Annotated in this window: 12 protein-coding genes and 1 tRNA gene; 4 read left to right on the forward strand and 9 right to left on the reverse strand. The window is 36.0% G+C overall.

Annotated elements, in window-relative coordinates; all coding sequences use genetic code 11:
* Positions 1-370 precede the first annotated feature (370 nt).
* The 7 genes from IEV57_RS13350 to IEV57_RS13380 all read right to left on the reverse strand — a co-directional run bounded on the left by IEV57_RS13350 (position 371) and on the right by IEV57_RS13380 (position 9,020).
* On the reverse strand, positions 371-1,390 hold the full coding sequence (locus IEV57_RS13350) for a PorP/SprF family type IX secretion system membrane protein (RefSeq protein WP_188443546.1): 1,020 nt from the start codon (positions 1,388-1,390) through the stop codon (positions 371-373).
* Positions 1,387-3,735, reverse strand: coding sequence for a PKD domain-containing protein (locus IEV57_RS13355; RefSeq protein WP_188443547.1), 2,349 nt, complete (start codon positions 3,733-3,735; stop codon positions 1,387-1,389). The genes IEV57_RS13350 and IEV57_RS13355 overlap by 4 nt, the downstream gene beginning before the upstream one ends.
* A 111-nt stretch (positions 3,736-3,846) precedes the next feature.
* A complete protein-coding gene (locus IEV57_RS13360; RefSeq protein ID WP_188443548.1) occupies positions 3,847-5,118 on the reverse strand; it encodes an adenylosuccinate synthase in 1,272 nt (423 codons plus the stop codon).
* 139 nt (positions 5,119-5,257) lie between these two features.
* On the reverse strand, positions 5,258-5,551 hold the full coding sequence (locus IEV57_RS13365; RefSeq protein ID WP_188443549.1) for a hypothetical protein: 294 nt from the start codon (positions 5,549-5,551) through the stop codon (positions 5,258-5,260).
* Positions 5,552-5,904: 353 nt separating this feature from the next.
* Positions 5,905-6,249 carry an STAS domain-containing protein gene (locus IEV57_RS13370; protein ID WP_188443550.1) on the reverse strand — a complete coding sequence of 115 codons (345 nt, stop codon included), beginning with the start codon at positions 6,247-6,249 and terminating at the stop codon, positions 5,905-5,907.
* Complete coding sequence (locus IEV57_RS13375; RefSeq protein ID WP_188443551.1) at positions 6,246-6,713, reverse strand: Fur family transcriptional regulator; 468 nt, start codon at positions 6,711-6,713, stop codon at positions 6,246-6,248. Before IEV57_RS13375 ends, IEV57_RS13370 begins: the two co-directional genes overlap by 4 nt.
* A gap of 81 nt (positions 6,714-6,794) precedes the next feature.
* Positions 6,795-9,020: a RelA/SpoT family protein gene (locus IEV57_RS13380; protein ID WP_188443552.1), complete on the reverse strand. Its 2,226-nt coding sequence runs from the start codon at positions 9,018-9,020 to the stop codon at positions 6,795-6,797.
* A gap of 137 nt (positions 9,021-9,157) precedes the next feature.
* Here IEV57_RS13380 and IEV57_RS13385 point away from each other — a divergent pair.
* The 4 genes from IEV57_RS13385 (at position 9,158) to clpX (ending at position 12,655) form a co-directional block, all read left to right on the forward strand.
* A tRNA-Leu gene (locus IEV57_RS13385) sits at positions 9,158-9,239 on the forward strand.
* Between the two features lie 111 nt (positions 9,240-9,350).
* Complete coding sequence (tig, locus tag IEV57_RS13390; RefSeq protein WP_188443553.1) at positions 9,351-10,679, forward strand: trigger factor; 1,329 nt, start codon at positions 9,351-9,353, stop codon at positions 10,677-10,679.
* 78 nt (positions 10,680-10,757) lie between these two features.
* Positions 10,758-11,432: a ClpP family protease gene (locus IEV57_RS13395; protein ID WP_188443554.1), complete on the forward strand. Its 675-nt coding sequence runs from the start codon at positions 10,758-10,760 to the stop codon at positions 11,430-11,432.
* Positions 11,432-12,655, forward strand: a complete 1,224-nt coding sequence (gene clpX / locus IEV57_RS13400; protein ID WP_188443555.1) for an ATP-dependent Clp protease ATP-binding subunit ClpX — start codon at positions 11,432-11,434, stop codon at positions 12,653-12,655. The genes IEV57_RS13395 and clpX overlap by 1 nt, the downstream gene beginning before the upstream one ends.
* Before the next feature lie 40 nt (positions 12,656-12,695).
* Here clpX and lpxB read toward each other — a convergent pair whose 3' ends face one another.
* Both lpxB and IEV57_RS13410 read right to left on the reverse strand, forming a co-directional pair.
* Positions 12,696-13,805: a lipid-A-disaccharide synthase gene (gene lpxB / locus IEV57_RS13405; protein WP_188443556.1), complete on the reverse strand. Its 1,110-nt coding sequence runs from the start codon at positions 13,803-13,805 to the stop codon at positions 12,696-12,698.
* A gap of 60 nt (positions 13,806-13,865) precedes the next feature.
* On the reverse strand, positions 13,866-14,324 hold the full coding sequence (locus tag IEV57_RS13410) for a hypothetical protein (RefSeq protein ID WP_188443557.1): 459 nt from the start codon (positions 14,322-14,324) through the stop codon (positions 13,866-13,868).
* Between the last annotated feature and the right edge of the window lie 57 nt (positions 14,325-14,381).

Genomic DNA, 14,381 nt, shown 5'->3' on the forward strand with positions numbered 1-14,381 from the left:
ACGTCTTGGATATCTTTATTCTTAATCTATTTCAATACACCTAAATGTATCCAATTGTCGTTTCGTCTTACAATACTTCAATGAACTTGTACACCGTCATTCCGATGTCTTGTCAACAACTCTTCTGTCGCCGTTTTACTCTTGGGTTTGCAAAGGTAAGAATGTTTTTTTATCCCACAAAAAAGAAGTGATAAAAATCTTAAAATTCTTTTCGCTAATCCCTCTTTTCAATCGCTTTGCCCTCGTTTGGGATTGCAAAACTGCAACATATTTCCCGATTTACAAGACATCATCAACAAAGTTTTTTACTCCCTAAACAAACTGCACTGATTATCAACCCTAAAAAGTTTTAACGAAGGGATCTTAATTGTTAATACTTAAATGTAGGAAGCCTTTTTTGACTATTTTTCAAATAATACTGATTGACGAAAGAATACCGGATCGATATCTCATGAGCTCCACCAGAATTTCTCCAACCCAGCTTAGACAAAGTAAAATCATAACTGTAGCCAATATCTAAGCCACTATCTAATGTAATACCAACCATCGTAATCAAAGCTTCATTGTTTGGTAAACCAAAATTAGTGGGCAATCCCCGATACCAAAGTCCAAGGATCAAAGGTTCCAAATACAACTCAGTTCCAATATCCAACTGATCGTAAACACCTTGTTTTTTGTAATTGAATGCAAATGACAATGTTCTTTCTTGTTGGGTATTATTAAAATAATCGTTGATGCTCCCTGCTAATAAATCAAATTTTACTCCACCATGTGCCGCATACTTAATAGCAAGTCGATCTTGGTCGTCTGTTAAGAATGATAATTCAGGCCTGAGAAGATGGTGTCCTGAAATACCAAACCAATACTTATTATTATAGTATAGTAATCCTGTGTGCAAATCAGCAAAGGTCTGATTTCTGTCGTCCATATTATTTATTCCGTTCCCAGGATTTATCACACCTCTATCTATATCAAGTTGAGTACTTAAAATTACTTCATCGAAACTTGCAGATCTCGTCGCGTATGAACCTTGGGCTCCCATATGCAAGAAGCCATTTTCACCAACTCTTAATCTGTATGAATACAATAGTCCTATTTCATTATTTTGAAACCCAGTTAGACTTTCCTTACTCCCATTAACGATAATCCCTATACCTGAATTTTTGCTATCAATGAAATGATCTGCATAAGCGGAAAATACAACAAAAGTCTGATTTAAGGAGGGCCATTGATTTCTAAAATTAAACCCAACTCGTGTCATTTCGGAACTTCCCGTGAATGCAGGATTCAAATACATCGAGGCTGCATAAAACTGAGAAAACTGAACATCCTGAGATTTTGCCATAAAACTCAAGAACATGAATATAATCGTTAAAACATTTCTCATCATCTAATCAATAGAAACCTCCCATTTTCTTCTATCCTATCACCATCAATGGATTCCGTTATCACTTTATATACATAACTTCCACCTGGCATCAATTCATCATTGACTCGACCATCCCAACCTGGTGAATTGACATCTTTGGTTTCAAAAATCAAATTTCCCCAAATATTGAAAATACGTAGTTCCATCTTTGCAATGCCCTTAAACTTTGGCCTGAAATAATTATTTTCTGATTGATTTGGGGTAAAACCAGTTGGATACATGATTCGAAAAGATTGTGTAATTGCAACTTCCGCTTCAAAAACACTTTCACATCCAATACTATTAAATACAGTCAGACTAACTAAGAAAGTCCCTTTTTTACCAAAAACATGAATAGGACTTTCTTCTTCACTTGTATTCCCGTCTCCAAAATCCCAGAACCAACCTACTGCACCACCTGAGGATTCACTAAAAAATCTAATTGGGTCATCAATAAAAACTCCTCCATCTGCATCTGATTTAATCCCCGTTCCGTCTATCTCGTAATCAAAAGCAACAAGTAATTCCTCTTCAACAAGCTGTACTTCAAATTCAATTGGGTCTGACCAACAAGAAAGGTCTTTGTCTTTAATGCTTAAGAAATAAATTCCAGATCTATTGATTTCGGACATTTCTTCATTCATAAAAATTATTCCTTCAGAAGAAAGTAATTGATAATCATAATTTAAAACATCATACTCTACTATAAAATCCCGAATATCAACAGGCACACCTATCTCACAACCTATCACAGGGTTTTCAATTTCTACGGTTGGAAAATCTGGATTTACGAGACTGATAACTTCTGACTCGACCGGGCAACTTTTTGAATTAAACGCTAAAACTTTATAATCACCTGCTGCAGTAACTTCTATTTGTGCGTTTTCGGATTCGGCTATCAATTCCTCTCCAAGAAACCATTGGTATTTTACATACGCTTCTCCCCCAACGGCATTAAGCATTACAAAATCACCTTCACAAAGTCTGATTTCATTTTTATCAAGATTGATTAGTTCACTTTCAATAGCAACAGGAGCAGGAGATTCTTGAACCAATAATTTGATAGAGTTACCTGAAGATGATTTCCCATAGTTATCTGTAATAGTATAAAAGACTTCCACGGTTTCATCAATGAATTCAGGGCTTGGGAAAAAAGTGAAGCCTCCACCTTCTGTATCTGCTTTGAAAACTCCTTGTGGTAATATCAATTCTCGATTCTCAGGTCTACAATTCCCCTGACTGCAAATATCTTCATCTTCCGAAATAATATCTTCTAATGATTCATAGAACTGAATACATCTCAAAGAAGAATTTTCATTCGGCAAATTAATATTCGTATTAAATAAGTTATAGGTATTTTCCTGTCCTGCGCAAGACGCAATGTCATCAATATCAATCCCCATAGGATCAACTAATCCATCATCATTAGAAACTTCCACTATTACATTCCGGATTTCATGAAAATTATTTTCTCCACCAGTAGAGGCTGCAAAACCAATCTTCAATTGATCAGGGGCTATAAACGGATACGGCTCCTGATTGAAAATCGAAACCATTCTTGGATTCCCTGCTTCTGTAGTGACCAGCATTTCAACAGTTAATAAATAGCCAATATCCTCAGGATTGGGTTCCAAGTTTAAAAAAACCTGACGATAGCCAACGTTTTGTGGATTGGTCACTCGATTGGTACCTTGACCACCTGAACTTAAAGGAAATTGCTGCGCTGCAGGCAAACCAAGAACTCCTCCTTCATTTACCTTTTTTCCTACGATATATTGATATCCAGAAAAACCTTGTCCCGGACCTCTAACAACTATTGCGTTGGGATGCGACCCACCTACATTACCTGGAAAACCACCGACTCTTGATTCTGTATTATTTCCAAAATTACCAAACGTATCGAAACCAATCCCCAAATAGGCTCCGGATAACCCAGGCTCATTATTTCTTCTTGCATATCCTAATGACCCTCCAAAACCTCCTGGATTAAAATTAGTCACAGCCCCATCAAAAAGAAAAGCCGTCAAGCCATCAGCTCCAGTTCCACCATAACAGAAATATTCAAATGATGACTTTATGCCGAATGTAGATGAAAATGGGATATCAATATAAACAAAGCCACTTTGATCATTTTGATTGCTTGTCAATCTCAAAACTCCAGAGGTAAGGCTAGCATTTCCTCCAAAAACTGTAGAAGATTGTGTACTGCCCCCATCGAAATTTTCACAATATGGAAATCCTACTTGAGCTATCGAAATAGAGCTATCGAAAATTAAAAGGAAATGTAAGAACAGTATAAAAAATCTAGGTTTTAATAGATTTGCCATCTGGCTTGGGGGAAATATTGACAGTTAAATGAATCGTAATCTAATGAAAACTGTCCGAAAAATAAAAAAAGGCTTCTGAGAATTTCAAAAGCCTTTAATGCAAGTAAGATATTATCTTAAAATTGTTTGATTTCTATCAGGTCCTATAGAGACCATTTTGATTGGGACTTGAAGTTCTTCTTCCAAGATTGTAACATAATCTTTTAACTCTTGAGGAAAACCATCATAATTCGTCACACCTTGGAGTGATTGGTTCCATCCTTTAACGGTCCTGTAAATCGGCTTTACATTTTGATCGTTATGCTCGTAAGTCAATTTGTCTACTCTTGTTCCATCAGGAAGCTCGTAATGTGTACAAATCTTGATTTCTTCAAAAATATTCAACACATCACCTTTCATCATGAAAAGTTGCGTGACACCATTGATCATAATGGAATATTTCAAAGCAGGTAGATCAATCCATCCACAGCGTCTTGGCCGGCCTGTAGTAGATCCAAATTCATTCCCTTCTTTTCGCATGTCTTCTCCATCTTGATCGAACAGTTCAGTTGGAAAAGGCCCACTTCCTACTCGCGTACAATATGCCTTGAATATACCATAAACCTCTCCGATTTTAGAAGGCGATACGCCCAAACCTGTGCACGCTCCTGCAGCCATAGTACTGCTACTTGTGACAAAAGGATAACTTCCAAAATCTATATCTAAAAGAGAACCTTGCGCTCCTTCTGCAAGTATTCTATCTCCTTTTACAAGATGATCATTTACTTGATACTCACTATCAACAAGATTCAAAGTCTTAAAAAACTCAACAGAATCAAAGAAAACCTTTTCTAATTCCGGCAATTCCTCTAAGGGAAAATTGTAAAAAGAAAGTGTTGTTTTATGTCTTTCGACTAAAGCATTATACTTATCTTCAAAATCCTCTGCTAAAATGTCTCCAACACGAAGCGCTACTCTTCCAATTTTATCTTGGTAAGTAGGCCCTATTCCCTTCAGTGTAGAGCCGATCTTCTTATCTCCTTTCGACTTTTCGTAAGCTGCATCAAGAAGCTTGTGGGTAGGGATAATGATAGTTGCCTTTTTCGAAATGAAAAGATTCTTATTAAAATCAATATTAAACTTCTTTAAGCCTTCAATTTCTTTTCTCAATACTACTGGGTCAAGTACTACCCCATTTCCTATAATATTGGTTAGATTAGATCTAAAAATTCCAGAAGGAATTTGGTGTAAAACATGCTTTATCCCATCAAATTCCAATGTATGACCTGCATTCGGTCCTCCTTGAAATCTGGCAACTACATCATATTGGGGAGCAAGTACATCTACAACTTTACCTTTTCCTTCGTCGCCCCATTGTAGGCCCAAAAGCACATCCATTTTCATTTGGTTTAAATTAGTCTGATTTTTTTATTTCTTTTTGAGCAGCGAAGTTTGGAATAAGCTTAAATAATTGCAAGAAAAACAGCTAATTTATTATAGCACTCTGCTGTTTATATTTAAAAGATATATCAATCTAATGTTTTCAAAAATCTATCTCCACAAAATAGTAATTCAAATAATTCTCGTTCTCTTGATTTTTAGCTTTAAAAAACAATTTGTTTTCAACAGAAAAATAAAAAGTACTGAGATCTGGTTCAAGTTCTGTAAGGTTTACTTCTCCAACTTTTTCTAGAAAAGAGTCGAAAACTTCAAGGTTAATTTGATCTGAATTTTGGAGTCCTCTATTTGGAGACTTTACAATTCTGCAGAAGCCTTTTCCATTCGGTAACTTTTCAAAATTCCCAAATGACACATCGCCATCCCATTCTGATAACAATTCCCAAACCTTGGGTGGTAGATACTAGATTATTGAAGTTTTCAATTTTTCTCGGACCATCACTATCATAATAAGGTCCTTCCTTGATTCTTAAGCTATCCGATTCAAAAAAAAGTGTGTCTAGTGAGCTTCTAACCATGTTATGAGCTAGAAGCCTGTTAGAATCAACAAAAGTAAAACGAGGAAAAGGGTGAACAGAGCTTAAGTCGGTATCAGCATAATAAGTTGTGATTTTAGGACCGACTTTAACTTGTATTTCTTTTCCAGAATACTGTTTCGACTCGGAACAGGAAAAAGAAATTAATCCTACAGTTAAGAATAATTGGAAATATTTGAAAATGAAACATTTCAAATCAACATACTTTTTCTTTTGCTTCGTCAAGTGTGTCAAATACTGTAAAAATATTATTCAACTTCGTAATAATCAACAGCTTTTTGACATGCTCTGAAGGAGAGGTAAGGTAGACTTCACCTCCAGAATTTCTCATTTTTGTCAGCATCGTGATTAAAACACCAATTCCACTTGAGGAAATATATCTGACTTCCTTCAAATCTATGACAAAATTCTTCACTTTATCATTTACAGCATTAGTCACAATTTCGACCAATTTTGGACCTACATCATCTCCAATCAAGTCTCCTTGAATATGTAAAAATTGCGCTTTCTCTTTTTTCTCTAATTGATAAGTCAGTTTCATAGTGTAGGTCTATTTTCGCATTTTTCTTTTGTACAATTTCCGTAAAGAATCAACGAGTGATGAAGCACCTTGAAATCTAAGATCTCTCCAACTGTATTTTGAATATTTTGTATTCTCGGATCACAGAATTCTTTTACTTGATTGCAATCAACGCAAATCAGGTGATCGTGTTGCTTGTAGCCATATGATTTTTCATATTGAGCTAGATTTTTTCCAAACTGATGCTTGGTCACTAAATCACATTCAACTAACAAATCAAGCGTATTGTAAACAGTTGCACGGCTTACTCGATAGTTTTTGTTTTTCATACTGATGTAGAGAGATTCCACATCAAAATGACCTCCACGACCATAAATCTCTTCCAAGATTGCATATCGCTCAGGTGTTTTTCTAAGTTTTTTATTTTCCAGGTATGCTGTAAATATTTTCTTTACCTCTTCAAATAGAGTTTCATTCAGGGCCATCGTCAAGATTTTTGTTTCAAATATAACTGTTCTTATTTAGAAATAATTCAAATAAACCTAATCAAAAACCGTGGTGAAGAATTAATAGTCAAAACGAGTGATTTTGATGATCCCTTCTACTTGTGCTAAGTTATCCATCAGTTTTTCTAGATGCTGTGTACTGTGCACATACAATTTGATAGTCCCCTCAAATATTCCAGCATCTGAATCAACAGTGATGGAGCGCATATTAACTTTAAGTTCGTTAGAGATTACTTTCGTAACATCATTGATCAATCCAACACGATCGGTTCCTACTATTCTTAATCCTGCTAGGAATGCGATTTCTTGTTGACTAGTCCATTTTGCCTTAATAACTCTATTCCCATGATTCGACAAAAGTTCCAGTGCATTTGGGCAAGATGTCCTGTGAATTTTGATTCCTTCGTTGATGGTCACAAAACCGAAGACATCATCTCCTGGAATTGGATTACAACATTTGGCAAGTACATAATCCACCAGGTCCATGTCTTCACCGATCAACAATTGATCATGGTCTGGGCCTTTCAGGTTCTTAATTTCTTTGGTAAAACTTGACTCGTCTTTTACAACTTCAAATGAAGCCTTCCCTTTTTGTCTCTTTTCTTCTTTAAAATCTTTAAATCCTTTGATTGAAGTCGATTCAATGATTCCTTTACCAACCTTATAATAAAACTCATTGGCAGTTTTTGTCTCGAAATAAGCGCGAAGTTGTTCTACTGTCTCAGAATTAAAATCCAACTTCATCTGCTTCAGCTTGCGCTGGACAATCTCTCTCCCATCCAAAATCGAAGATTTTTTCTCTTCTCTAAGCGCATCTTTGATCTTGGCTTTCGCTCTTGAGGTGACGACTTGATTTAGCCAGTCTTCTGTTGGTTTTTGCTTACTTGATGTAAGAATTTCTACTTGATCACCATTTTTTAATTTGTGGCTGATAGATACCAATTTTTGATTGACCTTGGCACCGATACATTTTGCTCCTACCTCAGTATGGATTTCAAAAGCAAAATCAAGTGCTGTGGCACCAATTGGCATTACTTTCAAATCTCCTTTTGGTGTAAAAACAAATACTTCATCATGGAACAAATTGCCCCTGAAATCATCCATAAACTCAATTGCAGACCCATCATTTGACTCCAATAGTGTCCTAACTTGAGTGATCCAATCATCGAGTCCTGTAGTTGATTTGGTCGATGCTACTTCTTTGTCCTTATATTTCCAGTGAGCTGCATATCCTCTTTCAGCAATATCATCCATCCGCTGACTTCGTATCTGAACCTCCACCCACTGACCTGTATTACTCATAGCCGTGGTATGCAAAGATTCATACCCATTGGATCTTGGTGTGCTAATCCAATCTCTCAGTCGATCTGGATTAGGTCTATAAAAATCAGTAACTACGGAATAAACTTGCCAGCAATCTGCTTTTTCATTTTCTACTTCCGTATCAATAATAATTCTCACAGCAAAAAGATCATAAACCTCCTCAAAGGGAATGTTCTGCTTCTTCATTTTATTGTAAATAGAATAAACTGATTTAGGCCTTCCTTTGATAGTGAAATTAAAACCTTGCTCAGTTAGTTCTTCCTCTAAGGGAGCTATAAAGCTTTTAATAAACTTATTTCTAGAGAGCCTTGTCTCATTGATTTTTTCTACAATAAAATTGTAAGTATCTGTATCTGTATATTTAAGATATAAATCTTCTAATTCAGACTTAATCGTATAAAGACCAAGTCTATGCGCTAAAGGCGCATATAAATACATAGTTTCAGAGGCAATTTTGAGCTGCTTATGCCTTGGCATGCTACTCAAAGTCCTCATGTTATTAAGTCTATCAGCTATTTTGATCAATATCACTCTCACATCATCTGAGAGTGTCAATAACATTTTCCTGAAATTCTCTGCTTGTTGAGAGGAACCATAATCAAAAACACCTGAGATTTTGGTCAATCCGTCAATAATCTGCATGACTTTATGTCCAAATTCCCTCTCAATATCCTCAAGCTCCCAGTCAGTATCTTCTACCACATCATGTAATAGTGCTGCCACAATGCTCGTAGGACCTAAACCTATCTCTTCAACACAAACAAGAGCAACTTCTAGGGGATGATAAATATAAGGCTCACCGGATTTTCTTCTCATCTCCTTATGAGCCTCATTAGAAACATTGAATGCTTTTTTAATAGTTTTCGCATCATTCCCCTTTAACAAGGGTTTTGCTAGCTTCAACAACTTCCTATATCTCTTTAGAATCTCTTTTCTTTCTTCTTCCAGATCAACTTGTATCATATATTCGAAGGTAAAAACAATTCTGAATTTAATTTAAATCAATATCTAATATTTTACTCAAGAATTTTTTCATTTTTTTTCATGACAACTTTTGCAAGTTTCAAAATCATGATTACCTTTGCGTCCACATTAGATAAGCGGATGTGGCGAAATTGGTAGACGCACTAGACTTAGGATCTAGCGCCGTAAGGCATGGGGGTTCGAGTCCCTCTATCCGCACGTTTTCAAACCCTCAATCACGGTTCCGATTTCGAAGAAGCTAAAAGCAATTCGAATGAAGAAAAGAGATTGAGGGTTTTTAGTTAAAGACAAATCAAAATCAATAATACCTTGGAAATCACATTAGACAAGCATTCAGCAAATCAAGCTTCAGTTAAAATTAAACTAAACGAAGCAGATTATCAACCAAAGGTTGATGCTAAAGTTAAAGAATACGCAAGGAAAGCCAATATAAAAGGCTTCAGACCAGGAAAAGCGCCTATTACCATGGTAAAAAAGCTTTATGGAACCTCTGTATTGGTAGATGAAATTAACAATGTTCTTTCTACTTCTTTAAATGATTATTTGAAAGCCCAAACTTTTAGAATCCTAGGAGATCCGCTTCCAGTAATCGAAGATGCTGATAAAATTGATTGGAACAATCAGAAAGAATTTGATTTTGAATACAAAATTGGTTTCGTAGAAGATGTGAAGGTTGCCATTGATAAAAAAATTAATGCAACAAACTATTCTGTAGAAGTGGATAAAGCAACGATCAACGATGCTGTTTCAAATTTGAGAAGTCAATATGGAAAAATGACAAATCCTGAAGAAAGCCAAGAAGGTGATTTCCTTTATGGTGATATTAAGGCTGTTGATGGTTCATTTGAAAAAACATTCTCCCTTCCTCTTTCTAAAGTAGATGGCAGATCTTTAAAGAAATTTGTAGGATTGAAAAAAGGTGACATCATCGAATTTGATCCTTCTAGAGCTATTAAAGAAGATTTGGCAGAAACAGTTGGAATCGAAGAGTCTGAAGTTGAGAAATTAGCTGGCAAATTCACTTTTGTGGTCCAAAATATCAATAGAACTGAGTTAGCTGAGTTGAACCAAGAATTTTTCGATAAAGTATTTGGTCCAAACCAAGTGGACTCAGAAGAAGCATTTATGGAAAAAGTAAATGCAATCATGGCTGACAATTATAACAAAGAAATCAAAGTATTCAGTGATGAGAAAATCAAAGATGCTTTGGTAGCAAAAGCAAAGATTGATCTTCCTGAAGCATTCTTAAAAGAATGGTTGTTTAAAGCAAACGAAGGAAAAGTTACTCAGGAGCAAGTTGATCAAGAGTATCCAATTTATGCTAAGCAATTGTCTTGGACCATTATTTCCAATGAAATCGCTAAAGACAATGACATCAAAGCAGAACATGCTGATGTGATAGAAAAAACCAAAGAAATGGTTCGCGAGCAATTTGCATCTTCTGGATTAGGGGCACAATTGGAAGACAGCATGGATATGTTTGTTGACAATTACCTCCAAGGAAACGAAGGTCAAAATTATATGCAGATGATGACTTCTGTTCAGAATGAAAAAGTCTTAGCTTTCGTCAAGGAAAATATAGATTTGACCGAAGAAGTCATCACTATCGAAAAGTTCAAAGAGCTTTTAGAAAACTAATCTTCGAACAAAATCGTTATCAAAAAGTCCTTCTTTAAGGGCTTTTTTTATTTTTGTAAACGACTAAAAAATAATAACATGTTCAATAAAGACGAATTCAGAAAATACGCAGTTCACAATCAAGGAATTAGCGGCAATGCTTTTGATCAGTACGATACCTTTATCAACGGAATGACTCGCTCGGTAATTGAAGAAAGACCGACAAACTTCCGTGAAATTGATGTGTTTTCGAGATTAATCATGGATAGAATCATTTTCTTGGGTACTCAAGTGGATGATTTTATTGCCAATATCATTACTGCACAATTACTTTTCTTGGAATCAACAGATCCTAAGAAAGACGTATTGCTTTATGTAAATAGTCCGGGTGGATCTGTTACTGCAGGATTGGGGATTTATGATACAATGCAATACATCAATCCTGATGTAGCAACGATCTGTACAGGTATTGCAGCTTCTATGGGGGCAGTGCTATTGGCAGGTGGAGCAAAAGACAAAAGATCTGCGCTTCAGCATTCAAGAGTCATGATTCATCAGCCTTCAGGAGGAATGCAAGGTCAATCTAGAGACATGGAAATTTCTCTTAAATTGATCATGTCAATGAAAAAAGAACTTTATGATATTTTGGCGATGCACTCAGGTAAATCTTATGAAGATATCGAGAGAGATTCTGACAGAGATTATTGGATGAAAGCGCCCGAAGCCAAAGAATATGGCTTAATTGATGAAGTTTTGATAAGAAAAGCAAAATAATGGCTCAAATTACATGCTCCTTTTGTGGAAGGAATAAAAAAGACGTAGATCTGATGGTGTCGGGAATCTCTGCACACATCTGTAATTTCTGTATAGACCAAGCCTATCAGATCTTAGGTGAAGAGCAGAAGACAAAAAAGCCTGAGAAAAATCAAAAATTTAAATTAAAAAAACCAAAAGAGCTTACTGAGTTTCTCAATGAATATGTCATTGGACAACTTGAGGCAAAAAAGGTTTTGACAGTAGCTGTTTACAATCACTATAAGAGGCTACAACAAAAAACCAATGATGATGAAATCAAGATTGAAAAATCTAATATCATCATGGTAGGAGAAACAGGTACTGGAAAAACATACTTAGCAAAAACACTTGCAAAAGTTCTGGAAGTACCATTCTGTATTGCTGATGCGACTGTTTTAACTGAAGCAGGATACGTAGGTGAAGATGTAGAAAGCATCCTAACTAGACTTCTCCAAGCTGCTGATTATAATGTAGAAGCAGCAGAAAAAGGCATCGTATACATTGATGAACTTGATAAAATCGCTAGAAAATCAGATAATCCATCTATCACTAGAGATGTAAGTGGAGAAGGTGTTCAGCAAGCATTACTCAAATTGCTAGAAGGAACTGTTGTCAATGTGCCACCTCAGGGAGGTAGAAAACATCCTGATCAAAAAATGATCGCAGTAAATACAGAAAACATCTTGTTTGTTTGTGGTGGTGCTTTTGATGGAATTAGTAGACACATTGCAAGGAGGTTGAATACGCAGCCTCTAGGTTTTGGAAAAGCAGAAGATAAAGCACATGCTGACAGAGACAACTTATTGCAGTATGTCACAGCCCAAGATTTGAAGTCATTTGGCTTGATTCCTGAGTTGATCGGTAGATTGCCAGTAGTTACTCACTTAGATCCTTTGGATAAGGTAGCTCTAAAAAGCATCTTAACAGAACCAAAGAATGCCCTTATCAAGCAATATCAAAAATTGATGGATATGGAAGGCGTGAATTTGATCTTTGAAGAAAGTGGAATAGACTATATTGTGGAGAAAGCGATGGAGTACAATCTAGGTGCTCGTGGATTGAGATCCATCTGCGAAGCAATCATTACAGATGCCATGTATGAAATGCCTTCTAATGATACGATAAAAGAACTGATAATTGATGCAAAATATGCGCATGAACAGTTTGATAAGTCGAAATTCAAAAAGTTGCAAGTTGCATAATATCAAAAAAGTCAGACTTTCCAGTCTGACTTTTTTACTTTTAAGTCTTGTTCAAACTTTCCCACATCAATTGGGCTGTCGTATCTGAAGCGCGCTGTTCTCCGATTTTTTCTTTGATTTCATCATAACCCTGCAGCATCATTCCTCGATAAACAGTATTCGACAAAATCTTATTCAATTCTTCTGCGACATTGTAGACACTAAAATCATCTTGGATCAACTCTTTTACCACTTCCCTATCAGCAATTAAATTGACTAGAGAAATGAAAGGAACACGAATCAGATTTTTCGCAATCGTATAACTCAATCCGCTAGTTTTATAAACCACTACCTGAGGCACACGTAGCAAGGCTGTTTCCAAAGTGGCCGTTCCTGAAGTTACAATTGCCGCATTGGCATGGTGAAGGAGATCGTAAGTTTGGTCATAAATTACCTTGATTCCTGCTTTGATAGCAGGTTGGTAAAGCTCATCTGAAAGGTTCTTTACTCCTGCTATGATAAACTGTGCATTCGGGAATTTCCCTACCACTTGAAGCAAGATTGCAAGCATATTCTGTAATTCCTGTTTACGGCTTCCTGGCAATAAAGCAATGATGGGTTGATAGCTCAATTCGTTTTTCTGATGAAAAAATGAATGCGGCTCAAAGGCCTTTAGCTCGTCAAGCAAAGGATTCCCAACATAGTGCGTTTGCATCTCAAACTTCTTGAAAAAATCGGTCTCGAAGGGTAGAATACAATAAATCTGATCCGTATATGCTTTGAGATTTAGTGCTCGTTTCTGATTCCAAGCCCAAACTTTTGGGGGAATGTAATAATGAACTTTGATATCGTGTGCTTTAGCAAATTTGGCGATTTTCATGTTGAAACCTCCGTAATCGACCAAAATCAAAACATCAGGTTTATATGTAAGAATATCCTTTTTTACTAGAGATAGATATTTCAGGACTTTTCTAAAACCGAGAACTACTTCCAAAAACCCCATTAATGCGACTTCATCATAATGCACATGAAGATACTGACCTTGAGCCTTTGAATAATCTCCTCCCATACCTCTGAAATTGGCATTTGGATCAAGCTTATTCAAAGACTTGATCAGATTTGAAGCATGAAGATCTCCGGATCTTTCCCCTGAAATAAGGTAATATTTCATTTATTTCGAATTAAATGGAAGGCCAAAGGTCGCATTTTTCGAACAAAACTTAATCACGAATTATTCCCTTCCTCTAAATGTGTAGCGAATTCCTAAATTTGCTCGCAGATTGAAATAAGAACTCAACGTAAAGACATTGGGTGTTGCTTCCATCAAAATCGCAAAATTTCGGTGATTTTCTATTGGTTTGATGGTGAAACCCAAAGGAATTCCAAAACGAACTTCATCATAAAAATAGTAACCCAGCATCAAACCTGCATGAAAATTAAACCAATCACTTTGATGAATATTTCTATTAAAATGTCCTTCTATTCCAAATCTACTTTCAAGAACGTCATTTGCTCCGAAGCGAAGCTCACCAAAATGCTTCTTTTCTATATCAGTCCCTATTCCTACCTGCCCCACTAGCCCACTTTGATAAACTCCAGCAAATGTCGGTCTCAACGCACTCTGAGCATAAGTACTAGAATAACTCAAAGCAAAAATAAGGAAAGCGAAAATTACTGTTTTTTTAATCATAATTTTTATTCTAATTTTTCAAATGAAACCTAAAAAGACAACTATATTATTAGAATT

It is taken from the genome of Belliella aquatica, assembly GCF_014637795.1.
In the GTDB taxonomy this organism is placed as follows: domain Bacteria; phylum Bacteroidota; class Bacteroidia; order Cytophagales; family Cyclobacteriaceae; genus Belliella; species Belliella aquatica.